This window comes from Enterococcus sp. FSL R5-0957, from assembly GCF_038008005.1.
Taxonomy (GTDB): domain Bacteria; phylum Bacillota; class Bacilli; order Lactobacillales; family Enterococcaceae; genus Enterococcus_B; species Enterococcus_B faecium.
The window spans coordinates 1,147,499-1,173,628 of the sequence record NZ_JBBOYG010000001.1 but is presented as its reverse complement, the minus strand read 5'-3'; the positions used below and the strand labels follow the sequence as shown (position 1 = coordinate 1,173,628).

Genomic DNA, 26,130 nt, shown 5'->3' with positions numbered 1-26,130 from the left:
GAAGATTAGACGATTTCTTCTAGTTCTTCTGTTTTGAAATGAAGTTGTCCATCAAGTAAAGTAATCGTTACTTTTGATTTAGGCATAACATGCCCTGCAACGATTTCTTTAGCTAGTGGTGTTTCTACTTCCTTAGTGATAAATCGTTTCAGTGGTCTTGCACCATATGCTGGTTCATAAGCATTTTCAGCGATCCACGTTTTGGCTTCATCACTGATCGTCAACAGGATTTCTTGATGTTCCAGACGTTGTGCCAATTGTGCCACCATTTTGTCAACGATACCTTTCACGTTGTCTAGGCTCAATGGTGTAAATAAAATCGTGTCGTCGATTCGGTTCAAGAATTCTGGTTTGAAGTTTCCACGTAATAGCGTGTTGACTTGTTCAGCCACTGCTTCTGGAATCGTTCCATCAGCAGTCACGCCTTCCAGCAGTAACTGTGAACCGATATTGCTGGTCATGATCAGAACCGTATTTTTGAAATCTACTACTCGCCCTTTTGAATCAGTCAAGCGTCCGTCATCTAGGACTTGTAACAAGATATTGAAGACATCGGGATGCGCTTTTTCGATTTCATCCAACAAGACGATTGTATAAGGATTTCGTCTGACAGCTTCCGTTAATTGACCACCTTCTTCGTAACCTACATAGCCTGGAGGAGCTCCGACTAGACGAGACACAGCATGTTTTTCCATATATTCACTCATATCGATCCGTACCATATGATCTTCTGAGTCAAACAAGTTCTCAGCTAACGCTTTCGCTAATTCGGTTTTTCCGACACCAGTTGGTCCTAGGAAAAGGAAAGAACCTAGAGGACGATTTGGGTCTTGCAATCCAGCACGTGAACGAATCACCGCGTCACTGACCGCATCAACTGCTTCATCTTGACCAATCACTCGTTTATGAAGTGTTTCATTCAATTTAATCAGTTTTTCTCGTTCACCTTCTACAAGTTTCGTTACGGGGATACCCGTTAATCTGCCAACGACTTGAGCAATCTCATTTTCGGTAACGGACTCTTGAACCATCTTAATCTCGCTGTCTTTTGCTTTAGCTTCTAATTCCTTCAATTCTTTTTCTAATTGAGGTATCGTACCATGACGCAATACAGCAGCGCGTTCTAAATCATAGTTATTTTCTGCATCTTCTAATTCGTGTTTTGCTTTATCGATTTCAGCACGTTTTGCTGAAACAGAATTGACTTCTTCTTTTTCTGTTTCCCACTGCATCTTCATCGCATTTGCTTCTTCACGAAGTTCAGCTAATTCTTCTTGCAAATTTTTCAAGCGTTTTTTACTTGCATCATCTGATTCTTTTTTCAGTGCAGCTTCTTCGATTTCCAACTGCATCAAACGTCTAGTAACTTGATCTAATTCCGTTGGCATAGAGTTCATTTCTACCCGAATCGTTGCACTGGCTTCATCGATCAAATCGATTGCTTTGTCCGGTAAGAACCGATCAGTAATATAACGGTCAGATAAAGTAGCTGCTGCTACTAATGCGTTGTCATGGATGTTAACACCATGGTGGATCTCAAAACGTTCTTTTAATCCACGCAGAATACTGATCGTATCTTCCACTGTTGGTTCTTTGACTAATACCTTTTGAAAGCGACGTTCCAACGCTTTGTCTTTTTCCATATATTGACGGTACTCATCTAAAGTTGTGGCACCGATCAAATGTAATTCACCGCGAGCAAGCATTGGTTTCAACAGATTTCCGGCATCCATACTTCCTTCTGTTTTTCCTGCCCCTACGATATTGTGGATTTCATCGATGAACAAGAGGATACGTCCATCACTTTTTTTGACTTCTTTCAAGACTGCTTTTAGTCTTTCTTCAAATTCACCACGGAATTTTGCTCCAGCGATCAATGCACCCATATCTAATGAAAAAATCGTTTTATCTTTTAAATTTTCAGGCACATCTTTGCGTACGATACGTTGAGCAAGCCCTTCAACGATTGCCGTTTTCCCTACACCGGGTTCTCCTATCAGAACAGGATTATTTTTTGTTTTTCGTGAAAGAATACGGATGACATCACGGATTTCTTCATCACGACCGATGATTGGATCCATTTTTCCGCTTTTGACTTGCTGTACTAAATCAACGCCGTATTTTTCTAATGCTTTGTATTGTTCTTCTTGGTTTGGTGAGGTCACTCTTTCTCCTCCTCTCATCTCTTCGATGTTTTTACGTAATTCTTTTTCAGATAATCCGTTTTTATTCAAATAAACAGTTAACGGATAATTTTTTAATTTCATCAACGCTAAAATAACGACTTCCGTTGAAAGAAACTCGTCGCCGAAGCTTTCACGTATTTGGTCTGCTTCATTCAATAATCGAAAGAAATTCTGGCTGAGGTTTTGTCCATATTGGACGTTTCCACCAGAAACAACTGGATACTCATCCAGTAGACGATCAATTTCATGTTCAAAAGATTCGACATCCAATCCGGCATCCGTATAGAAATTTCGACCAAAATGATTAGGTTGTAAAAAGATTTTCCATACATGGGCAATGTCGATATCTTGGTGTTTTCGAGTGACCGCAATCTGTTGAGCTTCAGCAATCGCTTCTTGAAGCGTCGTAGTCATTTTCTCAATATTCATACAGGTATACCCTCCTAATTAAAGGTAAGATCACTTATTTCTTTGATCTTTACAAAAACTATTATATCGCTTTAGTCAATTTTGGTCAAAATATACACATATTTTTTTGACTTTTTTTCTCGTCTTATATAAATCTTAAAAAAACAAAATTGATTGTATGTATATAAAAAAGGGCCAAACAAACGTAAAATTATCTTATCCATTATATCTATTTGGCAAGCGTTCTTTTTCAATAAAAGAATAACATTTCAGCTGTTTGGATCTTTTTTCATTGATTATTTATGTTAAATATTTGCTTTTCATAACTATTTTTTTACCACTGTGTTTCTTCCATACGATCTTCTAATTCTCGAATTGCGTGAGACAATTCGTCTATTTCTTCTTTTATTTCGTCAAGTGTCATCCCACTCGCACTATATCCTTTATAGTAGGCAGTCATATAGTCTGTGTCTTCTAGTCTCTGCAGCCGATTTCTGAGATTTCCTAAAAGTTCAAGATCAAATTCATCATATAGTTCGTTCGTGTTCATTTCTGTCCCTCCTTGTTAGGCTAATGCATTCGGACTTGGAAGCTGAGGCCCTTTTCCTTCTCGAGCTAATGCCCAATCGTCATTGTCCCACATTTCCGTTTGTCGGCGTCCGTGAAAATAATCCCATCTTGAGTCGATTTCCATCTCAATGAGCTTTCCTTTGGCTCCTAGTGTGACCCAGTTGTAGCTTCCATTTCGATGAGCAAATTTGATCCATTGAACAGGAAATGTTTGTTCAACGCTGTTTTCGTCCATAAAGCTACGTTTTTGCTGTTCTATGCGCATAAATGTCAACCCTTTCGCATAAGTTGGAACGAGCTTATGAAATATCTTTTCAGCTAAAGATTTGGCCTGTTCGATTGATAACAATTTTCCTTCGGGTGTTTCGGACAGATTCTTAAAACTGACTAAATGATTATCTTCCATGACTTCAATGATTCTTGGTCCATTATAAAGATAGATTCCTTGGTTTTGATAACGGATGATGATGACTTTCTTTTTGTTTCTTTGTTCTATTAATTCATTGACTAATTCATAATTAGTGGGAATTTCTTCTAGTCCCTTTAGTACGTTTGATGTGTTTTTCATGAGGATCGCCCTTCTATTCTTCTTGTGCCAATTTTCCTAACAGATACTCAAATGTTCCTTGCTCATCAGCTGTCAATTTTGATAGAAATTTCTTCTGAGCATTTTCTACAGATTCTACTACTTGAGCGTGAAGTTCTTGTCCTTTTTTTGTTAATTCTAAAAGAAAACTTCTTCGATCTTGTGTACTTTTTTCTTTTGTCACTAACCCCATCTTCGTCAACTTCTGTATTGTTCTGGTGACATTGCTTCCATCCAATCCGGTCAATTTGATTAATTCTTCTTGTTTCAATTGGTGATAATCATGGATTTTCACAATAAAGTAATAATTCGTTGAATTTAATTTGAGCGGAGCTAGTGCTTGGTCTAATTCTTTTTGATAAGTTCGGGTCAATTTGGCTAACCACTTCAAATTGCTTTCGCCTTTGTTTTCCATTCTTCTCCTCCTTTTAGTTGACAAACTATTCTCGCAAGGCATATAATTGCGTGCGCAAGCATATTCTAAAACAAATAATTGAACTTGTCAATTTGTAGGATGCTCAAAAAGATTTTTAGGAGGAAAAAAGATGAGTCAAACAAAAAAAAGATGGATATTAATAGCAATCTATCTTGCTACATTTATGACTGCAGTCGAAACCACGATCGTCATCACAGCTGCTAATGCTATTGCTAATAGTTTTGGTCGTGAAATTCCGATTGCCTTACTGTTTTCTAGTTACTTATTTTCCAGTGCATTGTCAACACCTGTATTCAGCCGTCTGGCGGATCAGTATGGAAAGAAACCGATTTTTATAATTGGATTGCTCTTGTTTATGACAGGTACTTTTCTTTGCGGTATTTCCCAATCATTTTTTATTCTGGTATTTTTTAGGATGGTTCAAGGAATAGGTGCGGGAGGAATCGTGCCCATTACTTTCTCTCTGATTGGTAATTTATTTGATTATGAATCTCGTGGAAGAATAATGGGATTGAATAATTCAGCATGGGGGATTGCTTCGTTAGCTGCTCCTCTTTTAGGTGGGCTATTGGTCGAAAATTTTAGTTGGCACTGGGTGTTTTTTATAAACATTCCTGTTGGCTTAATAACGATTTTGATCTTACTTTTATTCTATGATGAAGAAAAACGTCCGTCTGTCTCTTTTTCTTATCAAGAACTGGGACAATATCTCTTTCTGATTACAGTTTTATTTCTTTTACTAGTTGGTATCCAGATAATACCAGATCATTTTATACTTGGTGGTGGCGTCTTCCTTTTTGGCATCCTTGTTTCTTTCATTTTGCTTTCCTATGAAAACAAAGTAAAGGAACCAGTCTTACCTGTCGAAACATTGAGATCATCTGACTTTCTTTTGTTCAACCTCGTTACTTTTCTCATGAATGGAGCAATGATGGGGTTTCAGGTATATCTTCCGTTATGGATGCAGACGCAACTTTCTTTATCACCTAGCCCTGGTGGTTTAGCGCTTTTACCTTCCTCTATCTTTTTTATTACTGGATCGATGATTGCTGTGCCATTAGGAAAACATTTTGGAACGAAACGTTTATTAACCTTTTGTATGGGGGTGAATGGTTTAGTTTTTCTTATTTTAGGATTTCTACCGCAAATGACTCCTTATTTCGTTTTCCTTATCTTAGCCTCTTTTTCAGGATTTGGTACTGGCACAACGGTTACTACAAGTGTCTTGTCTGCACAAGCTTTAGCTACAGAAAAAAATATCAGTACGGTATCTGGTTTCATCACCCTTTGCAGAAATCTAGGTCAAAGCTTCATGATCACTTTTTTTGGTATCGTATTCCAATTGTTTGGTAAAAGTACTTTTTCAATTGATGGTTATCAGGGAGTATTTTTTTCTGCTTTGTTTGTTGTTCTATTAAGCAACTTAATGGTTCTTTTAAAAAAAGACAGTCAAGAATAAATTCATTGGTAGAGTTGCTTCAAGAAAAAATGTTTTACATGTTCAAGTGACATAGCTTCCTAATGTTTTTCTTTTATTAAAAAAGGGTAGATCTTATAAAAGACCTACCCTTGATTTTCTTTATTCTCTTTTTTTACTTCTATTATTTCTTCTTTGATTACTCTTCGCCGTTCAGCAATCACATACACAAATCCATAGAGAAATGGCAAGATAAAGGAACTGAAACGATACAGTAAAAGCGAAGAAACTGCGTCAACTGTTCCAACAACTGGTCTGAATAATAACAAATAGACAAATTCAAAGGAACCAATACCAGCAGGCGTAGGAATAACCCCTGAAAGCACTACTGCAAAGCTGATAAACGAAATGGTCAGTAGAAAATCTATTTTAGGATGGTTTTCAATCAGAATCAAATAGGGAAGTACATACCAAAATACAAGTTTTAACATATTCCATAGATAAATCCGCAATAGCGCAGTCCTGTCTTGGATAATGGTTTGGACCGTTTCCCTTAAAGAGTAGATCTGCTGATTGCATGTATCCACCCATTTTCGCAAACGCTCACTCTTAAATAACTTATTCGATAAGCTGACAAAAAATATTTGGACATTCAAGCTGACGGACATCGCCAATAAAAAGGCAACAATCACGATCGTCAAAAGGATACCAGCGATGATAAACCAGATCATTGACGGACCATTAGAATAAAAAAGCGAGAATTGGATGACCAAGCCAGCTAATGCATAAGTGATCACTGCCAGTTTGTACATAATCATATGGAGTGCTGTCACCCCTGCTCCCTGGGATAGCTTCATTCCTTTTTTGTTATAAAAATAAATCTCCGAGATCAGCGTTCCTGTACCAAATGAAACGATTCGGTAAAACGCAATATAGCTAGAGGTCAAGAACCCATCTTTCGTTGTAAAATTCGGCGCGAAAGGTTCAGCAATTTCTTTGATTGAGCGCCCTTCAGCGATTTGGTAAACTGTCCCTAATATAACAGCGGCTGCCAAGACAACAACACTGGTAGACAGCAATTCGGCAAAGATATCTGCAAATGATTGATTGATTAAATAATAAATAATGGCAAAAATCACAATCAGCAAAAGCAGATTCAGAATGATTTTAGTTTTCGTTCCTTTAGACGACATCTCCTGCTCCTTAATGGAAAAAATAAATGAGAATCAAATCAACAAGTACACCTGCAGCGAATCCTATAGTAAACTTCTTTTTCCGCGTTTTATGATGGAAAACTTTTCGAGAGATCAATCCTCCCAAACCACCGCCTAACAGGCTGACAAATATCAAATTATTCTCAGGAACACGCCAGCCGCTAGTTCTAGCCTGATGTTTATCATACCCCATCAGACAAAATAAGTAAAAATTCACAATGAAAAGGTAAAACCACAAAGGATTGTGTAACAATACGTCCATTACTCTTCTTCCAACTTTCTGTTAACTACTATTTCTAAGCTTTTTCTTCTTTCTTTGGTGAATAAACTGTTAATCCTTTTGATACAACAGATAATTCAACTGGAAGATCATCTGTCGTGTCTCCATCCGTTCGAGTGCCCACAGATTTTTCCTGCGCTTGGATTTTCATGCGTTTGGCTGTGAAATAAGTAATGCCGGGGATCGTATAGAATTTGCCTCTCATGATTCTAGGCAAATAAAAAATAAATCGGAAAATATCTAAGGAAGGTACGATCGTTACATGGAATTTTCCATCATCCGGGGTCGCTGAGTCGTCAAAATTTGTAAAACCGCCCACGGAGTTAGACATCGTGACTGTCAACAGTTGGGATTTTCCTTTCCAATGCTCCTCGTCTGTTTCTAAATCCAAATGATACTTTTTCTTCTTCAGCAATAACTTAAAAAACTTCTTGATAAAAATCCACGAGCCATAACGCTGTTTTTCTTCTTGACTGATCCAAACTGCTGTATCTGCTAAGATTCCGATTGTCAGTGTAGAGATAATGACTTCATCATTGACTTGACCATAGTCTATTTTCCGTACATTGCCTTCCAGGATCACGTCAGCAGCTTCTTCTTTTTTGAGGGGAATCTCAAGAACACGTGCAAGGTTGTTGACAGTTCCACCTGGAAGTAATCCGACATGGTATTGAGATAATGTTTTTTGGAACGCTTGGACGATATGATGAATCGTGCCGTCTCCACCTATAATTACTAAAGTATCAGCTTCTATGGCTTCTGCTTTCTTGACTAATTCCGCATCATCAATCGATGGGCCAGTTTCAGCTAGTTCTACATATAATTCTGGCAGCTTTTCCATTCTTTACCTCCTATTTACTCTTCAAAAAAGAGGGCGGGACAACCAATTCCATTGTCCTGCCCTTTAGCCTTAGACAGATGACATTCCATCATTGGGACGAACGCCTTGTCATAAGCTGTTCTTTTTCGATTTTAACTCTTTGTGTTCAATTCTGCAATTTTTACAATCACGTCTGTTGCTTTTTCCATTACTTGTAAAGAAACAAATTCGAATCGTCCGTGCATATTTTCTCCTCCGGCAAATAGATTTGGCGTCGGAATACCCATGTAAGAGATTTTTGAACCATCTGTTCCTCCACGAACTGGTTCGATCACTGGAGAGATACCAAGCTCGATCATTGCTTGTTTCGCTAATTCCACGATGCTCATATCTTTTTCAATGATTTCTTTCATGTTGTAATATTGATCATACATATCTACTTTGATTCGTTCTTGATCAAATCGCTGATTCAACTCTTCTTGGATATGTGTGATTTGTGCTTTGCGTGCTTCGAATTTTTCACGATCATGATCGCGAATGATATAACTCATAGAAGCTTCTTCAGGATTCCCATCCAATGCCATCAAATGGAAGAAACCTTCGTATCCTTCCGTTTTTTCTGGAACTTCATCGGCTGGAAGCTGATTATGAAAATCGATTGCTAACTGTAGAGCATTGATCATTGTATCTTTTGCCGTCCCTGGATGTACATTTTTCCCTTGGATCGTAATATTTGCTTGAGCAGCACTAAACGTTTCATACTGCAACTCACCTAAAGGACCACCATCGACTGTATAAGCAAAATCTACATCGAATTGCTCAACATCGAATTTATCAGCTCCGACACCGATTTCTTCATCAGGACCAAAAGCCACTTTGATGGTACCGTGAGGGATAGAAGGATTATTGATCAAGATCTCCATTGCAGTCATGATTTCCGCAATCCCTGATTTGTCATCTGCTCCCAGTAATGTACTGCCATCTGTTGTGATCAATGTGTGGCCTTCATAATTTTTCAAATTTGGAAAATCTTTTGTATTCAATGTATAGCGTTCTTCCGCATCTAGTACGATCGTAGACTCGCCATCATAGTTTTCAATGATTTGTGGATTGACTCCTACTGCATTAAAATCTGCTGTATCCATGTGGGAAATAAATCCAATGGAACGCACTTCATGATCAACATTGCTTGGTAATGTTCCCATAACGAATCCGTTATCTTCATTATAGAAAACATCAGCTAAGCCTAACTCTTCTAATTCTTTTTTCAATTCTTGCGCAAAAGCAACTTGTGTCTGAGTCGATGGAGTCGTTTTGCTTGTTGCATCGGAGCGTGTTTCTGTTTTGACATATCGTAAAAAACGTGGCAAAAGATTTTCGTACATAGTATTCTCTCCTTTTAATTAAATTGAAATGGGTTTGTATTTGTTTCAGAAACGAAAAAGTTAATATCCCAATTTTCTTCTTGTTTCCAAGATTCAAATTTCTCGATAAATCGTTGCTTGCATAACGATTCAATATAATGACCGGGATCAATTGCGATCAACCCAGCGCTTTGCATATCATGAGCCGTATGATAATAGATATCTCCCGTGATATAGACATCTGCTCTTTGGGCGATTGCTTGCGGATAAAATTTTTCACCGCTTCCACCGCAAATCGCAATGCGCTTCACAGAGGATTTTGCATTTTTTGGCTGGACTATTCTAAGTCCATCTAGTTGGAACGCTTCTTTTACTTGTTCTACAAATGCCTCTATAGAAATTTCTTGCGGCAATTCACCTACTCGTCCTAACCCAAACATTTCGACTGGTTCATCTATAGCGAAAAGATCATAAGCAGGTTCCTCATAAGGATGAGCTGACCGCATGGCTTGAATCACTTGTTTTTCGATAGTTTCCGGCAAAATAACCTCAACTTTTGCCTCTTGAACTTGTTCTGTCTTCCCTACTTTCCCAATCGCTGGTTGTGCACCAGCTTCCGGAGTAAATCGACCGTGTCCAATCGAGGTAAAACTTGTACCGGTATAATCACCTTGTGTACCAGCACCAGCTGCAGCTAATACTTCACGCATTTTCTGTGCATGATCCACAGGTACATAAACGGCCAGTTTTTTATAATGAATCTCATGAGTCTTTACTAAATAACTCTCCACTTCAATACCGAGAAGTTCACAAAACCAGTCATTCAGTCCATCCCAAATAATATCCATGTTCGTGTGTGCTGCATAGACGGCAATATCATGTTTCAACAAATCTGCATACATTTTTTCTTGTGGCTGATCAGTAACCAGCCGTTTTACAGGACGAAAAATTGGAGGATGTTTAGCAATCAGCAAATCGATTTTTTTCTTGATTGCTTCTTCGACCACTTCTGGACGAACGTCTAATGTCATCATTACTCGTTGGATTGGCTTATCCAATGTTCCGATATGCAGTCCGACTGGGTCTCCTTCTTCAGCTAGCCACTGAGGACAATAGCTTTCAAACTTTTGGATGAAGGTGCGTCCGCTGATTGTCATGTCTTTAAAACCTCCTCAATCATTTCGATTTCCTGCTCGATTTGTTTTTGACGTGCCTCTTGATTAGCTGCTTGTTTGAGCTGTTCACGGATAGCTTTTCTTTGTTGAAGCTCTCTTGACCATTTTGATTTGAAGATCTCACTTTTCTCTTCAAGCAGAAATGGCCCGAACATCAGCTCCATTTCATTGTAAGTAACTGGTTTTTGTTCTTTTTCGGCTACAATGATTTCATATATTTTTTTATTTTCTTCAAGTATTTTTTCTGATTGGATTTTATACTGATTTTCTTGCAGCCAAGATCGTAATGTACGCTCTCCGATGTTTGGCTGAAGGATCAAACGTTCTTGTCCGCTTAAGCGTTGATTCAACTTGCCAGCTTCTAGGATATCTCGGATCAGTGAACCTCCCATACCCGCAATCGTGACAGCTGTAATACCATCTTGTGGCTGGATAGCATCTAGACCATTTGCAAGGCGTACGGTGATACGGTCTTCTAATCCATCTTTTTTGACTTGCTTACGTGCTGATTCATAAGGACCTTGAACGACTTCGCCAGCAACTGCATATTCGATTTTTCCTCTTAATATCAATTCAACGGGTAAGTAAGCGTGATCTGATCCAATGTCTGCTAAACGAGCGGATTCAGGGACAAAGTCACCCACTGCGGCTAAGCGCTGAGATAAATCTAAATGGTTCATAGCTTCACTCCTTCTAGATAATTATAGCATTTTCCAAATAAAATAAGGAGACTAGGAATAAAAAAATTCCCATATCTCCTTAAAAAATATACCTTTTCGTTCTATAAAACAACATTTTCTTATTTTTGAAAAAATGTTGTTGGTTATTTGTTCAATGAAACATCAATAATCGAATCTCCAGGAACTTGCGGTGGGATAGACATCGTCATGATCGGCATCTCAACTAATGTAAATTGGACTTTGTCACCGATTTTTAATTCATTTATGTCCACGCTTATTTTTTCAGCAGTAGCATTTAAGATCACTCCGTCATTGCTGAATGACGTTCCCATATTCGCTGGATCTTCTTTGGCCATGACATCGACGAGTTTCAACTGAAGCGTTTCTTCTTCTGCTTCTACTTGAGTGATACTTTCAATCGTTCCGACAAATATGCTTTGTCCCTCCGTTTTCGTACTGCTTGTTTTTACTGTTTGACCCGCATCAATCGAATCAACAGAACCTGCGTTGCTATCTGCGCTACCGCAGCCTGCTAAAAGAAAAAATAGACCAACTACAGATATACTAGAAAAAATAGCCCTCATAAAAAATCCTCCGTTTAAGTTTCTGCATTACTTGTTGCGGTGATTGTCTCCGGTCATTTCTGTCCATATAATGATTCGCTGACCTGCTTTTACTACTAGGTCAAATGTCAGTTGGACTTGTCAACTGTTCAACCATTGCGTCGGTTGCGACCAGTCATTTCGATTTCTTTTGTCAAATAACGTATGCGTTCCATTATCCGTTTCGCTTTTAGCGGCTCTTCATCTCCACGTTGAGTGACGGACAAATGCTGTTCCAATTCATCCATTGTAAAATTCGATGAGAAGAAGGTTGGTAACTGTTCCTGCATCCGATATTGAAGGATAACACCGAATACTTCGTCTCGTATCCAACTACTCATCGCATCTGCACCAATATCATCGATCATCAAAATAGGTGAACGTTTCACTGCATCTAACTTTTCTGCCACTTGATCTTTTCCGATTGCCTGTTTCATCTCAACGGCAAATGTCGGAAAATGGACTAGCGTCGTGGTGAATCCAGCAATCGCTAATTCTCTCGCTGTTGCTCCTAATAAATATGTTTTTCCAATACCAAAACTTCCTACTAGATACAGTCCTTTATGATACCCTTTTGGATCAGCAGTATATTTCTCTACAAAATCTAGGGCTTCTAAGCTCGCATATCCTCGTCCATCTGTACGTTCAAAGTTTTCAAAAGAAGCCGATTGAATATCTTTTGGCATATCCATTGCTTTTACTCGGCTTCTGATTTCTTCTTGTCTTTGCCGTGCTAACAATGCTTCCGTTGGTACATAAGTGACATCCACATAATGAAAATTCAACGTCAGCTTCGGCTCATAGCCGGGAGCGATCATCGTTGGATCGTTTTTTTGATATTTACGCTTTTCTTGCACGAATTCATACAATTTAGCGTAACTTTTTTCAATATCCGCTTGTGTCAATTCTTCTTGGTGTGCGCTTAGAAAAGCTTGAACATCCGCATCATTTAAGACTTCAGCGATCATTTCAGCATACTTTTCTTGATAATTGCGTTTGCTGATGATCCTCTTCAATTCTTTGCCTACGTCTTCCATTAGATGTCACCCTCCTTTTTTGCCAGGTATTCTTTAAAACGGCGGTCAATCTCTGCTTTTTTCTCGCTGCTGATCTGTTTTTCATCTTTTGGCTGGTTGACCCAATCAGGAAGCTTTTCCCGTCGAACATTTCGCTTGCCAGTTTGATAATTTGTTTGCTTCTTTTGTTTTGATTGTTTTGCTTGATTACTTATTTGCCGAATGTGCTGGATCGCTTCTTCTGCTGTGGCGATTTTCTTTTGTGCCCATTCATTTGCCACTGTATTTACATAACTGGCATTTAAGCTAGCATTATTCTTGACCACTAGTACATAATTCAGCAAAACATTGATCACGCTACTGGAAAGACCTGATTGAGAAACAAGATCTTGCAGTAACCAGTTTTCTTGTTTAGAAACATATCCGCCTTTTTCTGACTTGATTGCTTCCAGATATTTCATCGGTGGAATGCTCTGTGCTTCTTTTATCAGCTGAAGCGCTGCGTTTGTGAAATGTTCGTTTGACGAGGGTTCATTACTGTTTTCAGAAACCGCAACTGTTTCTTTTGTTTGCTTCACCGGACGTCTCTGCATTGCCAAAATGGCTTTTTGCAGTTCTTTTTCAGATACTTTTTGTTCACTAAAGTCATAAGATTGACTGATCAGTTCGCCAAGTGTCAATTCATCGAAACCGTAAAGCTGATGATACATGTCGACTTGTTTGATGATTGGATCATCAAGACTTGCAATATGTTTTTTTGCCAGCCAATCATTCAAAAACTGCCAATCGAATGTCGAATCTGCTTCAAGTAATGCTACTGATTCAGATTCTTCAAAAGATTTATTCAGTGATTCGATGTTTTCTTGATTAGCAGCGTACACTGCTTCATTGAAGCGATAAACATCTAAAAATTTTTTTGTGATTTTTTGATATCCCTCTGCTGTATGCCTTTTAGGTTCAAACAATTTGGTAAGCTTCTGGAATCGTCGTTCACCAACTTTTTCCAGAAGAAGAAAAGCCAGAACAGAGTCTTTGAAAAATGCTTTAGGAATGAGTGGTTCTAACAGCTCATAAATAAAACGAGGTCCCAGATCACTATCTTCTTTAAAATAAACATCCAGTAAGCCGATTCCTTCTAGCTTTTTTCTTGCATCATAAAATTGCGGGATACCACAGCCTAGACTACTAAGCAGATCTGCATGCATCCCTTCAGGACCTTTGCCACATTCTTGAGAGATTTCTGATAACAGGGTGAAATAGATACTCAAGGCTTCTCCGCCGATTAGTGGCTGATAAAGATACAGCAAGGCGTTCTTGCTGTCTTCTCTCAGCGGAGCCGCTTTTCTTCCTTGGTAAATATTTTTTGGTTGAAGCTCTTTCCAAGCATTTTCCAAGGAAATGCCTCCTTTTTGTTTCTTAATTGTTTTCTTTATTGTTTTCTTTATTGTTCTCTTTATTATTGTCTTTTGCTTTATCCACGATATCTTGCAATTCTTTTAAGAAAACAGACATATCTTTGAACTGGCGATAAACACTTGCAAAACGAATATAAGCGATTTCGTCTAAATCAACTAAATCTTCCATCACATATTCACCAATTAGATTCGTCGATACTTCGTTTTCTCCGAGACTGCGTACGCGGTTTTCGACATGGTTGACGATTTGTTCCATTTGTTCCATAGCTACAGGTCTTTTTTCTGCTGAACGGATGAGTCCTCTTAAAATTTTATCGCGATTGAACTCTTCGCGTTCCCCGTTTTTCTTGATTACTAATAACGGAGCAGCTTCAATTCGTTCAAATGTAGTGAATCGGAACGAACAATTCTCACATTCGCGACGGCGACGGATCGCACGTCCATCATCTGCTTGACGGCTGTCGATTACTCGTGAATTATTATGTTGACATCTGGGACATCTCATTTTGTCTCACCTCTTGCATCGCATTTTTATATAAAGGGTGTGTCTTTCTTTACAACTAGTTGTATTATAACACGAAACAAATCACAAACGCGACTGTCCTACCCAAAAAACACGGATATAAGAACAATTTTTTCTACTTTCATGCGTAATTGTGTCCCCTGTCCTTACCAAATTTCAATTTTCCAATACTGATCACCTTGATTACTGAGAAATAACTTACACAAAAGCTGATTTAGTCATCTAGCACAAAAAACTTGAAGCAGATGAACACCTTCTCATCTGCTTCAAGTCACATCTCGATTTTTTACTATTTTATAACTTCTCTTCGATTCCTGTATAGTGTTTCATTCGCTGTTCCTCGATTTTTTGCTCATCGGGAATGTGGTCACTTTCTGGGAGCGGTGTTTTACTACGATCAGGTGTCGGATTTTTTCGTTCTTGAGTCAAATCTTGCCGCTTCGCTTCTTCTTCTGCCTGCTGGTCTTCTATTTCATCGATTCTTGCTTGGTACTGCTTTTCTTTTTCTTCTGCTGTTTCTGATTGCGTACGACCTTCATCGATTAGATTTTCTTTATTGAGTATCTCGCCGATTTTTTCTTTTGCGTTACCTACGACTTTATCCTTTTGATTTTTTAATGATCCCATCGCTATCCCTCACTTTCTATACTCAGGATAGCAAAATTGACACAGATACTCAAAGAAAGCGATTAGCAAAAAGCCAATTTTCGATTTGTCCCACAAGTTTTTCTTTTGTTCCATTGTTGTCGAACAAAATATCCGCACGCTGCTTTTTTTCTTCGATTGGAAGCTGACTACTAATTCTCTGCTGCGTTTGTTTTAGCGTCAGTTGATTACGTTTCATCAAACGCTGAAGCTGAGTTTCTGGCGTAGTATAAACGACAGCTACTGCATCCATATAGTGGTCATAATGACCTTCGTAGAGCAATGGGATATCTACAATTACTAAAGGATGATTGGAACTTAGAGAGGCGATTTGATCTTTTATCGCTTTTCGGATAAACGGATCTAATAGCTGATCAAGTTTTTGCCGTTTTTCCTTTGATGGAAAAACAATCATCCCAAGTTTCCCTCGATCTAGCTGCCCATCAGACTGCAATACCTCTTGGCCAAACACTGATACAATTTTCCTCAGAGCAAGTGTTCCAGGCTCAACAGTTTCTCTGGCAATCACATCGCCATCGATCAAAGGAAATCCATGAGACTGAAAGACTTTGGCTGCCGTACTTTTACCGGTAGCTATTCCACCCGTCAAACCTAAAACAAATCCTACTTTGCGATTTTTAGCCTTTGACAATTCGGACAATAGTGCGTCCCCCTTTGTGCCACTTTTGTTTTCACGATCGGCGTCCCACAACGTATACATGGTTTGCCAGTTTGCTGATAGACATGCAGTGCTACTTGAAATCCGCCTGATTCTCCTAATGCATTCAAATAACTGCGAATCGTGGTACCTCCGGCTTCTATTGCACGATCCAAAACATCAATGACCGATAGACGTAATTGTTCTACCTCTTTGGGGCGCAGTGTGTTCGCCGGTTGTTCTGGATGGATCTTCGCTTCCCATAATGCTTCATCTACATAAATATTACCTAGACCAGTCACTAGACGTTGGTCTAGCAGCAATGGCTTGATTGCTTTGTGGGACTTTTTCAGTCCATTTGCAAAATCTGCTAATAAGAAGCTATCTGGCAAAGGCTCAGGTCCCAATTTCATGATTCCTCGGTAAGTTGCACTTGCTCCTTTTTCGACGATTGTCATACGACCAAATTTTCGTACATCGTTGTAGCGAAGTTGGCTTCCATCCTCAAAAAAGAAAAGTACATGCGTATGTTTATCGATTGGTGTATTTTCTTTCGTAAATTGATATTTTCCTTCCATTCGCAAGTGTGAGATCAGTTCATAATGATCGAGATGAAAAATTAAAAACTTCCCTCTACGTCCAATGGATTGGATGGTTTCGCCAACAAGAGAAGCCTCAAAGATGGGTGTCTCTGGTTGCTCGATGATCTTGGGCCACAAGACCTGAACTTTTTGAATCGTTTTTCCTACTACTAACCGTTCCAATCCTTTACGAACGGTTTCTACTTCTGGTAATTCTGGCATTTTTTCTTTTCACCTTCATTATATTGCTCTGTCTTAAACAATGTTTATTTTGCTTCGTACCACGTTTTTCCCCAACTGCTGTCAGTGATCAGTGGTACATGAAGAGAAACAGCTTGTTCCATAACTTCCTTCACCAATTTATCTAATGATTCAAGTTCTTTTTCCGGTACCTCGAAGACAAGTTCATCGTGAACTTGTAACAGCATCGTAGCTTGAAGACCTGCTTCTTTTAATCGTTTATCCAATTCGATCATCGCGATTTTCAAAATATCAGCAGCACTTCCTTGGATTGGTGTATTGATAGCTGTTCGTTCCGCAAAAGAACGGATATTGTAATTTCTTGAATTGATGTCTGGCAGATATCGACGGCGGTGATACAGCGTTTCGACGTAGCCTTGGTCTTTTGCTTCGCGTACGATTCTTTCCATATATTCTTTGACACCTGGGTATTTTTCAAAGTACGTATCGATGTATTGCTGTGCTGCTTTTCGGCTGATTCCTAGATTTTGTGAAAGTCCGTAATCAGAGATGCCATACACGATACCAAAATTCACAGCTTTTGCCTGCCTACGCATATTTGGTGTGACATCCTCTGCCTTTTCGATTCCAAATACACGCATCGCTGTGCTGGCATGGATATCTTGACCTTCTAGGAAGGCAGCTTTCAAATGTTCATCATTTGAGATATGCGCAAGTACGCGTAACTCGATTTGTGAATAGTCAGAAGAATAAATCAGCCAGTCTTTTTCTCTAGGAACAAATGCCTGACGTATCTTTCTCCCTTCATCTAATCGAATCGGGATGTTCTGCAAATTAGGATCAACAGAGCTTAATCGTCCTGTTTGGGTCAATGTCTGGACATAACGGGTATGCACTTTCCCATCTGATTGGATCACTTTCAGCAGTCCCTCGACATAGGTAGATTGAATTTTTGCAATTTGACGATAGGTGAGGATATCCTCTACGATTGGTGCTTGTTCACGAAGCTGTTCCAGTACATCTACAGCTGTGGAATATCCAGTTTTTGTTTTTTTGATAACGGGTAATCCCATTTTTTCAAATAAGATCACTCCTAATTGCTTTGGTGAATTCAAATTGAATTCTTCGCCGGCTTCTTCGTAGATTTTTTGTTCGATCTCTCTTAAGCGAGCAGAGAACTCGCCCTTCATTTCTTGTAAGCGAGTCGCATCTACTTTGATCCCGCTTATTTCCATCTCTGCCAAAATGATAGACAATGGCAGTTCCATTTTCCGGAAAAGATCTTCTTGGTTTTTATCTGCCAGTTCTTGGCTCAATTTTGGTGTCAACGCATTGATTGCAGCTACTTTTCGCGCTAAATGAGCAAAAAAGAGTTCCTCTTCTTCTGGTAAACCTTTTTTCGCCCCTTTGCCGTATACAGCTTCATCTGATTGGATATCGTTGTATCCGTGATGAGCAGCTATTCCTTCGATATCTGTGCTTTTTTCATTCGTATCGAGAAGGTATGCACCTAGCAAGACATCAAAATCGATTCCTTTCGTTTTTCCAGTATAGCGGTTTAAAGCAACATAAGTTCGTTTCGCATCATATACTTTTTTCAGCCGAGTCGGATCAGTGATCCAAGAATGGAACGCTCGGTTTTCGAATACAGATAGATCGTTCGTGACATAAATTTTCTTTTCTGTCCCCCACGCTACTCCGACGATTTCCTCTGTATGATAATTGTCGCCCATCATTTCCACGTACAACGCCATATCCGTAGTAAACATTTCCTCTTTGAATTCATGAACGACTTCAAACAAAATATCATCCATTTTTACTTCTTCTTCTACGATATTCAATTTAGAAAGGAACTGATTGAAATCCATTTCTTTATAAAACGGAACGAGTTTATCGAGATTTTTCCCTTCATACTTCAATGAGTCGATAGAGACATCCACAGGCGCTGAAGTATTGATGGTCGCCAATTTTTTCGATAAGAAAGCCTGCTCTTTGTCATTTATTAGATTTTCTTTCATTTTGCTTTGCTTCATTTCATCGATATGTTCATAAATTCCTTCGACTGAGCCATATTGTTTCAATAGCTTGATAGCTGTTTTTTCACCGATTTTAGTCACACCGGGGATATTGTCAGAGGCATCTCCGGCTAGTCCCTTCATGTCAATAATCTGTTTTGGCGTCAACCCATCATATTTTTCCGCTACATGTTCTGGTGTATAGCTTTCGATATCGCTGACACCTTTTACAGTGATATCCACTTTTACTTCTTTACTAGCTAATTGAGTCAAATCCCGATCACCTGAAAGCACGACGACATCAAATTGATCTTTGTCTACTTTTTCTGCCAAAGTACCGATAATATCATCTGCTTCATAATTGGGCAATTCGTAATACTGTACCCCTAGTCCTGTCAACAAATCACGTATATATGGCATTTGTTCTTTGAATTCGCCAGGTGTTTTGGATCTTCCACCTTTGTACTCCGCATACATTTCTGTCCGAAAAGTCGTTTTTCCTGCATCGAACGCAACCAGAACATGAGTCGGTTGCTCTTTTTGCATAACATTTTCAAACATCGTATTGAATGCATAGATTGCATTTGTATGAAGACCGTTTCTATTTTTGAAACGTTCAAGAGAATTGTGAAGCGCAAAGAATGCGCGAAAAGCCACACTGTTCCCATCAACGAGTAATAATTTATTTTTTGTCATCTTCTTAACTCCTTACTGTAAAGTTCTTATTCATTCTAACAAAGAATCCTGCGGAATGCGAAAAGAAAAAGCGGGACCATACCAAATAATTCGGTATAGCCCCCACTGATGAATTTTTTTCTTTTTTAGTTGTTCCGTCCAAAGATTCTCAGAAACGCCAAGAACAAGTTGATAAAGTCCAAATACAGCTTCAATGCCATGAATACAGCAATTCCACTATGTGCTGTTCCGTTTGTCTGGACATAGATATTACGGATGCTTTGGTTATCATAAGCTGTGATCCCTGCAAAGATGACGACTAACAGTAGGGAGATGAACAGCTCAACTGCGCTACTTCTCAAAATGAAGATGTTCAAGACTAGTGCAATGATCACTCCGATTAAAGCTGCCTGTCCTGCTCTTCCAACCCCGCTAAGATCTCTTTTTGTTGTTACTCCGACAACAGACATCCCCATGAACATCAAAGTAGCTGTCAAGAAAGCTTGCGTTACTGTTCCAATATCGTAGTATGCAAGAGTAACCGCTAATGTTATGCCATTCAAAAGAGAGTAGGCAATAAATCCACCGATTGCCAAGCTCGGATTCTTTTGTGCTTTTACGCCTAGAACCATTACTAAAATCAGTTCAACGATCCACAGACCCACAAAGCCTAGTGGAAAATTATTGATAAAAGTTGCTAATTGCAAAGGAAATACCCAAAGAGCCAAGTAAGAAGTGACTGCACTAAGGGCAAGTCCCATACCTAAAAATCCATAAACTTTTGCATAAAAACGATTGATACCTGACATTGATGTACTTGGATTATTCATTCAATTCACCTTCACTTTCGATTGCTATTTCCAATTCAGGAACTTGTGGCGGTTGGACCATAACGACAGCATCCAACACACGATCTTTGTTCGTATTCTCCGCTTCTACAGAAATCGTCACCACATCCTTCATCTTATCTACTTTTATGACCTCAAACTGAAAAGTCAGTGTTTCATAATGGAAAACCGGTTCAATAAAATTGACAGAAAAATTGACAACATGTGATCCTGGTCCAGGAAGATGCTTTGAAATTGCACTTGTGATGATCCCCATCAGCATCACTGATGGAACGATTGGCTGTTGATATTCTGTTTTTTGTGCAAAGTCATGTTGGATATACAAAGGATTTGCATCATTCGTCAACCCCAAATACAGCAAAAGCTGGTTATCTTCAATAGATTCTGTTAAGGATAACGAGTCGCCTTCCTCGATTTCATTTATTGTTTTTCCTAGTTTTCTCGGCTTACCTATGTTCAAGATAGAAACCCTCCAGTTTATTTTTAATCATACATTATTGTACCAAAAGTAGCGTAAAAGGCAAGTTCTGCTCCCTTGATTTAACAGATTCCTATAGTTTACAGAGGTCGTCAAAAAGCTGCCCTGCATCAAGTAATAAGAACAGCCAAGAAAAACAGCTTCTCATGTTTTTGATTTGACTGGACTTATTACCGCAGATGCAAGATTTTGAACACCGTTTATCTGAGGTCGTGAAAAAGCTGTCCTGCATCAAGTAATAAGAACAGCCAAGAAAAACAGCTTCTCATGTTTTTGATTTGACTGGACTTATTACCGCAGATGCAAGATTTTGAACGCCGTTTATCATAAGTTGCAAAAAAGGGAGCTTGGCAAGATTTTTGCCACTCCCCCTCTTTCTATTTTTATAAGGACACTGCAGTAATTGTATTACAGTACATTTTTCGTCGTGCTGCTTAAAAGTTTTTCATACGCTTGTTCAAATTTTTGAACATCTCCAGCACCCATGAAGATTACTACTGCATCATGATAATCTAACAATGGAGATACATTATTTTCTTTGATGACTTCTCCACCTTTTTTGATTTTCGCTCCAAGGTCTTCGATCTTAACGTTTCCTTGTTCTTCCCGAGCCGAACCAAAAATATCGCATAAGTAAACTTTATCAGCTAAATCAAGTGCTTCTGCAAATTCATCCATCAATGCAATCGTACGCGTAAACGTATGGGGTTGGAAAACTGCAATTATTTCTTTATCTGGATATTTTTGGCGTGCGCCATCGATCGTTGCTTTGATCTCTGCAGGGTGATGCGCATAATCATCGACTACGGTCATGTCTGCTACGATCTTTTCACTGAATCGACGTTTTACTCCTGGGAAAGTCAGCATTTCTTCTGCCACTTCTTTCAGATCCAGTTTTTCGAAATAAGCTACTGCAATAACACCTAAAGCATTTAAGATATTGTGTTTACCGAATGCTGGTACAGTGAAGTGCCCAACAAATTCATCCCCATGATAGACATCAAAAGCAGAACCAGAAGTTGTGCGTTCGATCTTTCGTGCTTGGATATCATCGTTTTCTGTGACACCATAATAATAAATCGGCACATCTGCTTTTAATTTGCGTAAATAAGCATCGTCACCATACGCAAAAATAGCTTTTTTCACTTGTCCAGCCATTGTTTGGAAAGCTGTAAATACATCGTCGATACTTGTATAATAATCCGGATGATCAAAATCGATATTGGTCATGATTGCATAGTCTGGTGAATAGGCAAGGAAATGACGGCGATATTCACAGGCCTCAAATGAAAAGAATTCCGCTTGCGGATCACCATGTCCTGTTCCATCTCCAATTAGATAACTTGTTGGACGGACACCACTCAATACATGAGAGAGCAGTCCAGTCGTACTTGTTTTTCCGTGAGAGCCTGTTACAGCGATACTCGTATAGTTTTGGATAAAATGACCAATAAAGTCGTGATAGCGAATCACTTCCAAACCTAATTCTTTTGCTCGCTGGATTTCTTCATGTGAATCAGGAAATGCATTTCCTGCAATGATCGTCATCCCTGGTTTTACATTATCTGCGTTAAATGGCAGAATCGTGATATTTGCTTTTTCTAAATCTCTTTGTGTAAAGAAATATTTTTCAATGTCTGATCCTTGGACATTTAGACCTTGTTCATGTAAAACAAGAGCCAAGGAGCTCATTCCTGAACCTTTGATACCAACAAAATGATACAATTTATTTTGATTTTCCATTTGAATCCTCTTCTCTTATCTAGCGTCCATTCTTTTAGCTATTACATTCAACACGCTCCTCATTATCTTATAAACGATTGAAAATTTCAACCAAATTTATTTGGAAAGGAGGATTCGCTTGCTAAAATGGTCAAGTACGGGAAAAATCCGTTTTTATTGACTCTTTAATTCTGGTGTAAGAAGACCAAACTTCCTCTGATATATCAATGTGAGGAATAAAATCTTTTCCTTTCGGACCATAGCCGTTCTCATCGTCATGGAGTCGTTCCATTTCTCCTAATACTAGCGCATGGAAATATTCCTTAGGCCATTGATGATTCAGTTCTTTTGCTGTAAAGATGATCTCTTCAGAAAAGTGAAGGATTTCCGGCACAAATGGCACAGCATTCGCGAAAATAGTTTGTTCATTTTGCCATACTTTCTCAAAAGTTGCTCGAGTCCTGCGTTGCAGTGTCGGATCATTCATCAATAAGATTTTTTCTGGTACAGCTCCTAAGGAATGAAGAATCTCCAGTGAAAAAGTGGCGTTCTCTCCAGAATTTGTAGACTTCGATTCTATCAGAAAAGCCTTATCGGGCAAATCATAGACTTCTTTTAGATACTGACGACAGATTTCACTTTCACTCATGTCATCTTCAAAATGAAATCCTTGCTTTTCAAAATTCTCATAAAGGATTCTAGTCGCATGCCCCACCCCTCCGACCAAAAACAATTGATCTACTTGGCCATTTAAATACATTTGTGCTGCTTTATCAGCTAAGATAGGAAGACAGTTTCCAGCTAAAATAAGTGTAGGTGCCGTCAGTTCCTCAAAATTTCCCTCTTCAGGTGCGGCTAAAAAATTTAATAGCTGATTCCAGTCTTTTAGATTCCTCTGCTCACTTTTTTCCAAAGGCCTTCCATCCTTTCATCTGATTTTTTGTGCTTCATTAAAGTCTTCTCTTTTTGTCTCAATCCATTTGATTTCCCCATGACATCTTCCACAACGATATTTGCGTACATCGATTCTTCTCTTGCGGCAGATCGTGGCAGAACAATCTTGGCATCGATAATACTCCATCTTTATCTGTTTCTTCGTCAAGGCTGGTGCATAGCGCAACCCTCCTGTTTTTTTCAAAAGATACTTGAAATCCATATCTTTATGCTGATACCCTCTTCCAGCTAGATGAAGATGATAATGGCAAAGTTCATGCTTGATGATTCCTGCAATCGTCTCTTCGTCTGACTCTTCAAATAGCTTCGCATTAAAATCTAAATGATGATCATTTAAATGATAGCGCCCGCCAGTTGTACGTAAGCGTGGATTGAACATTGCTTGGTGCTTGAAAGGAAGCTGGAAGCTTTTTAATGATATCTCTTCTACTAACTGCTGCAGTTCTTCTTGTGTCAATTTTTGTTACTCCTCATTGTTACTCTTCATAAGGGGAAAGCATCGTCAAACTGATTCTGCCTTTTTTCGTATCGACTTGTTCTATCCAAACTGTTACGATATCTCCTACTGACACGACATCTGTAGGATGCTTGACGAATTTTTTGCTGAGTTTCGATATATGGACAAGTCCGTCTTGCTTCACACCGATATCAACAAATGCGCCGAAGTCAATGACATTACGGACCGTTCCAGTCAATTCCATCCCTGGTTTCAAGTCTTCCATACTCAATACATCTGTACGTAATAAGGGCGCTGGCATCTCATCACGCATATCTCGTCCAGGTTGTGTCAGCCCAGCTAAAATATCGGTTAACGTTTCTTCTCCGACTGATAGGCTTTCAGCCAGTTTCTCTACGGATAATCGTGTCAATTTTTCTACTGCTTCTTCTGTACCAAGCTCTTTTTCTGAAAGTTGGACTGAAGTTAATATTTCTTTTGCAATAGAATAACTTTCGGGATGGATACCTGTGTTGTCCAAAATGTTTTTCCCACCAGGGACTCGCAAGAATCCGATTGCTTGTTCATATGCTTTTGGTCCTAAGCGTGGCACTTTTTTCAATTGAGTTCGTGCGGTGAATTCTCCGTTTTCTTCACGATAAATGACAATGTTTTGGGCAGTTGTTTTATTCAATCCTGATATATGCTGCAAGAGCTGCGGGCTTGCTGTATTCACATCCACACCTACTTGGTTAACCGCTGTTTCCACAACAAAATCCAATTGTTCAGCCAAACGTTTTTGAGAAACGTCATGTTGGTACTGGCCTACTCCGACAGCTTTAGGATCGATTTTGACTAATTCAGCTAAAGGATCTTGCAAGCGACGGGCAATAGAAACAGCACTTCTTTCTTCAACTTGTAGATGCGGAAATTCTTTTCGTGCAATTTCGCTAGCGGAGTAAACAGAAGCGCCTGCTTCGTTGACGATAGCGTAATAGGTTTTATGGTCGGCGGATTTCAACTGCTCAGCCACAAAAAGTTCAGATTCCCGACTGGCTGTACCATTTCCGATAGCTACCATATCTACTTGATATTTATTAATTAATTGGATAAAAGCTGGTCCAGCAGCTTCTCTTTTTGCTTGCGCTGCAGGTTTATGAGGATAAATAACTTCGATTGCTAAAACTTTCCCTGTCGCATCTACGACTGCTAGTTTACATCCAGTACGATAGGCCGGATCAAATCCCAGGACAACTTTACCTTTTAGTGGCGGTTGCAACAAAAGATTACGGAGGTTTTCGCCGAAAATAGCGATTGCTTGCTCATCTGCCTTTTCAGTCAATTCATTGCGCAGTTCTCGCTCGATTGCTGGCTGAATAAAGCGTTTATAACTATCCTGATAGGCTTCTCTGACGAATGAAGAAGAAGGAGAGGCAGGATTTTTGACTATTTGGCGATCCAAGTAAGCTAAAATTGCTGCTTCATCTACTTGAAGGAATACTTTCAGAATATCTTCTTTTTCTCCACGATTAGTAGCTAATATTCGATGAGAAACCATTTTATGGACGGGTTCTGCAAAGTCATAATACATTTCATATACGCCTTTTTCATCTGCTTGCTCATCCTTGACATTGCTGACATACATACCTTTGTTATACGTATAAGACCGAATCCAAGTCCGAAATTTTGCATTATCGCTGACTTGTTCAGCAATAATCTCATGAGCACCGTGCAACGCTTCTTCGGCAGAAGAGACTTCTTTTTCTTTGTCAATATATTTTTCTGCTTCAGATTGCACCTCTCCATCTGTAAGCTGCATCAGCCACTTCGCGAGTGGTTCAAGTCCTTTTTCTTTAGCAATCGTTGCTTTTGTCCGTCGTTTTTGTTTGTATGGACGATACAAATCTTCCACTTGTTGCATTTTCACGGCTTGGGTGATTTCTGCTTCTAACTCGGGAGTCAGTTTCCCTTGTTCATCGATTAGCCGAATCACTTCAGTTTTACGTTTTTCTAAGTTTTCAAGATATGCATACCGCTCTTCGATTTCACGAATCTGGACTTCATCAAGACTTCCAGTCATTTCTTTTCGGTAACGCGCGATAAAAGGAACAGTGTTTCCTTCATTTAACAAATTAAGTACAGTAGTCAACTGCTTAGGACGATAGTTTGAAAGCTCTTTTTGTACAAGCTGAATGATCGTCTGGTTCAAATTTTCCGTCATTAAA

At 39.1% G+C, this 26,130-nt stretch carries 24 protein-coding genes and 1 pseudogene; 1 reads left to right on the top strand and 24 read right to left on the bottom strand.

What is annotated here, in order from left to right; all coding sequences use genetic code 11:
• Positions 1–5: 5 nt before the first annotated feature.
• From clpB to MKX69_RS05590, 4 genes are all read right to left on the bottom strand, one after another.
• Positions 6–2,615 carry an ATP-dependent chaperone ClpB gene (gene clpB, locus MKX69_RS05605; protein WP_002338769.1) on the bottom strand — a complete coding sequence of 870 codons (2,610 nt, stop codon included), beginning with the start codon at positions 2,613–2,615 and terminating at the stop codon, positions 6–8.
• Positions 2,616–2,928: 313 nt separating this feature from the next.
• Positions 2,929–3,144 carry a hypothetical protein gene (locus tag MKX69_RS05600; RefSeq protein WP_002319148.1) on the bottom strand — a complete coding sequence of 72 codons (216 nt, stop codon included), beginning with the start codon at positions 3,142–3,144 and terminating at the stop codon, positions 2,929–2,931.
• A gap of 15 nt (positions 3,145–3,159) precedes the next feature.
• Positions 3,160–3,732, bottom strand: coding sequence for a YcdB/YcdC domain-containing protein (locus MKX69_RS05595; RefSeq protein WP_341009223.1), 573 nt, complete (start codon positions 3,730–3,732; stop codon positions 3,160–3,162).
• A gap of 13 nt (positions 3,733–3,745) precedes the next feature.
• Positions 3,746–4,165, bottom strand: coding sequence for a MarR family winged helix-turn-helix transcriptional regulator (locus MKX69_RS05590; RefSeq protein WP_002319145.1), 420 nt, complete (start codon positions 4,163–4,165; stop codon positions 3,746–3,748).
• Between the two features lie 130 nt (positions 4,166–4,295).
• On the opposite strand from MKX69_RS05590, the gene MKX69_RS05585 reads away from it, so the two are divergent.
• Complete coding sequence (locus MKX69_RS05585; RefSeq protein ID WP_341009221.1) at positions 4,296–5,645, top strand: MFS transporter; 1,350 nt, start codon at positions 4,296–4,298, stop codon at positions 5,643–5,645.
• A gap of 104 nt (positions 5,646–5,749) precedes the next feature.
• Here the strand turns inward: MKX69_RS05585 and MKX69_RS05580 are convergent, their stop codons facing one another.
• From MKX69_RS05580 to MKX69_RS05485, 20 genes and pseudogenes are all read right to left on the bottom strand, one after another.
• Positions 5,750–6,796 (bottom strand): lysylphosphatidylglycerol synthase transmembrane domain-containing protein, encoded by a 1,047-nt coding sequence (locus tag MKX69_RS05580; protein ID WP_002288347.1) that lies wholly within the window; start codon positions 6,794–6,796, stop codon positions 5,750–5,752.
• A 10-nt stretch (positions 6,797–6,806) separates the two neighbouring features.
• A complete protein-coding gene (locus tag MKX69_RS05575; protein ID WP_002288344.1) occupies positions 6,807–7,079 on the bottom strand; it encodes a DUF1294 domain-containing protein in 273 nt (90 codons plus the stop codon).
• Between the two features lie 34 nt (positions 7,080–7,113).
• Positions 7,114–7,935: pseudogene (locus MKX69_RS05570) on the bottom strand (diacylglycerol/lipid kinase family protein); the annotation flags it as partial.
• Positions 7,936–8,069: 134 nt separating this feature from the next.
• Positions 8,070–9,302 carry a peptidase T gene (gene pepT, locus MKX69_RS05565; protein WP_002288340.1) on the bottom strand — a complete coding sequence of 411 codons (1,233 nt, stop codon included), beginning with the start codon at positions 9,300–9,302 and terminating at the stop codon, positions 8,070–8,072.
• Between the two features lie 14 nt (positions 9,303–9,316).
• Positions 9,317–10,438 (bottom strand): Nif3-like dinuclear metal center hexameric protein, encoded by a 1,122-nt coding sequence (locus tag MKX69_RS05560; protein WP_002288338.1) that lies wholly within the window; start codon positions 10,436–10,438, stop codon positions 9,317–9,319.
• Positions 10,435–11,136 carry a tRNA (adenine(22)-N(1))-methyltransferase gene (locus MKX69_RS05555; protein ID WP_341009216.1) on the bottom strand — a complete coding sequence of 234 codons (702 nt, stop codon included), beginning with the start codon at positions 11,134–11,136 and terminating at the stop codon, positions 10,435–10,437. Before MKX69_RS05555 ends, MKX69_RS05560 begins: the two co-directional genes overlap by 4 nt.
• A gap of 143 nt (positions 11,137–11,279) precedes the next feature.
• Positions 11,280–11,720 (bottom strand): hypothetical protein, encoded by a 441-nt coding sequence (locus tag MKX69_RS05550; protein WP_341009214.1) that lies wholly within the window; start codon positions 11,718–11,720, stop codon positions 11,280–11,282.
• Between the two features lie 128 nt (positions 11,721–11,848).
• Positions 11,849–12,775: a primosomal protein DnaI gene (gene dnaI / locus MKX69_RS05545; RefSeq protein WP_002288331.1), complete on the bottom strand. Its 927-nt coding sequence runs from the start codon at positions 12,773–12,775 to the stop codon at positions 11,849–11,851.
• Complete coding sequence (locus MKX69_RS05540; RefSeq protein ID WP_341009211.1) at positions 12,775–14,148, bottom strand: replication initiation and membrane attachment family protein; 1,374 nt, start codon at positions 14,146–14,148, stop codon at positions 12,775–12,777. Before MKX69_RS05540 ends, dnaI begins: the two co-directional genes overlap by 1 nt.
• A 22-nt stretch (positions 14,149–14,170) precedes the next feature.
• The gene (gene nrdR / locus MKX69_RS05535) at positions 14,171–14,674 is read right to left on the bottom strand and encodes a transcriptional regulator NrdR (protein WP_341009209.1); all 504 of its coding nucleotides are present in this window, start codon (positions 14,672–14,674) and stop codon (positions 14,171–14,173) included.
• Positions 14,675–14,986: 312 nt separating this feature from the next.
• Complete coding sequence (locus MKX69_RS05530) at positions 14,987–15,319, bottom strand: hypothetical protein (RefSeq protein ID WP_002319136.1); 333 nt, start codon at positions 15,317–15,319, stop codon at positions 14,987–14,989.
• A 49-nt stretch (positions 15,320–15,368) separates the two neighbouring features.
• Positions 15,369–15,998 (bottom strand): dephospho-CoA kinase, encoded by a 630-nt coding sequence (gene coaE, locus MKX69_RS05525; RefSeq protein ID WP_341009206.1) that lies wholly within the window; start codon positions 15,996–15,998, stop codon positions 15,369–15,371.
• Complete coding sequence (gene mutM, locus MKX69_RS05520; protein ID WP_002325743.1) at positions 15,962–16,798, bottom strand: DNA-formamidopyrimidine glycosylase; 837 nt, start codon at positions 16,796–16,798, stop codon at positions 15,962–15,964. Before mutM ends, coaE begins: the two co-directional genes overlap by 37 nt.
• A gap of 44 nt (positions 16,799–16,842) precedes the next feature.
• Positions 16,843–19,488 (bottom strand): DNA polymerase I, encoded by a 2,646-nt coding sequence (polA, locus tag MKX69_RS05515; RefSeq protein ID WP_341009204.1) that lies wholly within the window; start codon positions 19,486–19,488, stop codon positions 16,843–16,845.
• Positions 19,489–19,613: 125 nt separating this feature from the next.
• Positions 19,614–20,297, bottom strand: a complete 684-nt coding sequence (locus MKX69_RS05510; protein ID WP_002326970.1) for a Bax inhibitor-1/YccA family protein — start codon at positions 20,295–20,297, stop codon at positions 19,614–19,616.
• Complete coding sequence (locus MKX69_RS05505; protein ID WP_341009200.1) at positions 20,290–20,775, bottom strand: MaoC/PaaZ C-terminal domain-containing protein; 486 nt, start codon at positions 20,773–20,775, stop codon at positions 20,290–20,292. The genes MKX69_RS05510 and MKX69_RS05505 overlap by 8 nt, the downstream gene beginning before the upstream one ends.
• 426 nt (positions 20,776–21,201) lie before the next feature.
• Positions 21,202–22,536, bottom strand: a complete 1,335-nt coding sequence (murC, locus tag MKX69_RS05500) for a UDP-N-acetylmuramate--L-alanine ligase (protein ID WP_061343740.1) — start codon at positions 22,534–22,536, stop codon at positions 21,202–21,204.
• A 130-nt stretch (positions 22,537–22,666) separates the two neighbouring features.
• Positions 22,667–23,428 (bottom strand): YdcF family protein, encoded by a 762-nt coding sequence (locus MKX69_RS05495; protein WP_341009196.1) that lies wholly within the window; start codon positions 23,426–23,428, stop codon positions 22,667–22,669.
• A 15-nt stretch (positions 23,429–23,443) separates the two neighbouring features.
• A complete protein-coding gene (locus MKX69_RS05490) occupies positions 23,444–23,926 on the bottom strand; it encodes a SprT family protein (protein WP_002296402.1) in 483 nt (160 codons plus the stop codon).
• Positions 23,927–23,945: 19 nt separating this feature from the next.
• Complete coding sequence (locus MKX69_RS05485; protein ID WP_341009193.1) at positions 23,946–26,126, bottom strand: Tex family protein; 2,181 nt, start codon at positions 26,124–26,126, stop codon at positions 23,946–23,948.
• Positions 26,127–26,130 lie beyond the last annotated feature (4 nt).

What these genes read in the sequence shown, in the direction of transcription:
- clpB (WP_002338769.1), bottom strand. Translation starts at nt 2,615, where the DNA reads ATGAATATTGAGAAAATGACTACGACGCTTCAAGAAGCGATTGCTGAA.
- MKX69_RS05600 (WP_002319148.1), bottom strand. Translation starts at nt 3,144, where the DNA reads ATGAACACGAACGAACTATATGATGAATTTGATCTTGAACTTTTAGGA.
- MKX69_RS05595 (WP_341009223.1), bottom strand. Translation starts at nt 3,732, where the DNA reads ATGAAAAACACATCAAACGTACTAAAGGGACTAGAAGAAATTCCCACT.
- MKX69_RS05590 (WP_002319145.1), bottom strand. Translation starts at nt 4,165, where the DNA reads ATGGAAAACAAAGGCGAAAGCAATTTGAAGTGGTTAGCCAAATTGACC.
- MKX69_RS05585 (WP_341009221.1), top strand. Translation starts at nt 4,296, where the DNA reads ATGAGTCAAACAAAAAAAAGATGGATATTAATAGCAATCTATCTTGCT.
- MKX69_RS05580 (WP_002288347.1), bottom strand. Translation starts at nt 6,796, where the DNA reads ATGTCGTCTAAAGGAACGAAAACTAAAATCATTCTGAATCTGCTTTTG.
- MKX69_RS05575 (WP_002288344.1), bottom strand. Translation starts at nt 7,079, where the DNA reads ATGGACGTATTGTTACACAATCCTTTGTGGTTTTACCTTTTCATTGTG.
- pepT (WP_002288340.1), bottom strand. Translation starts at nt 9,302, where the DNA reads ATGTACGAAAATCTTTTGCCACGTTTTTTACGATATGTCAAAACAGAA.
- MKX69_RS05560 (WP_002288338.1), bottom strand. Translation starts at nt 10,438, where the DNA reads ATGACAATCAGCGGACGCACCTTCATCCAAAAGTTTGAAAGCTATTGT.
- MKX69_RS05555 (WP_341009216.1), bottom strand. Translation starts at nt 11,136, where the DNA reads ATGAACCATTTAGATTTATCTCAGCGCTTAGCCGCAGTGGGTGACTTT.
- MKX69_RS05550 (WP_341009214.1), bottom strand. Translation starts at nt 11,720, where the DNA reads ATGAGGGCTATTTTTTCTAGTATATCTGTAGTTGGTCTATTTTTTCTT.
- dnaI (WP_002288331.1), bottom strand. Translation starts at nt 12,775, where the DNA reads ATGGAAGACGTAGGCAAAGAATTGAAGAGGATCATCAGCAAACGCAAT.
- nrdR (WP_341009209.1), bottom strand. Translation starts at nt 14,674, where the DNA reads ATGAGATGTCCCAGATGTCAACATAATAATTCACGAGTAATCGACAGC.
- MKX69_RS05530 (WP_002319136.1), bottom strand. Translation starts at nt 15,319, where the DNA reads ATGGGATCATTAAAAAATCAAAAGGATAAAGTCGTAGGTAACGCAAAA.
- mutM (WP_002325743.1), bottom strand. Translation starts at nt 16,798, where the DNA reads ATGCCAGAATTACCAGAAGTAGAAACCGTTCGTAAAGGATTGGAACGG.
- polA (WP_341009204.1), bottom strand. Translation starts at nt 19,488, where the DNA reads ATGACAAAAAATAAATTATTACTCGTTGATGGGAACAGTGTGGCTTTT.
- MKX69_RS05510 (WP_002326970.1), bottom strand. Translation starts at nt 20,297, where the DNA reads ATGAATAATCCAAGTACATCAATGTCAGGTATCAATCGTTTTTATGCA.
- murC (WP_061343740.1), bottom strand. Translation starts at nt 22,536, where the DNA reads ATGGAAAATCAAAATAAATTGTATCATTTTGTTGGTATCAAAGGTTCA.
- MKX69_RS05485 (WP_341009193.1), bottom strand. Translation starts at nt 26,126, where the DNA reads ATGACGGAAAATTTGAACCAGACGATCATTCAGCTTGTACAAAAAGAG.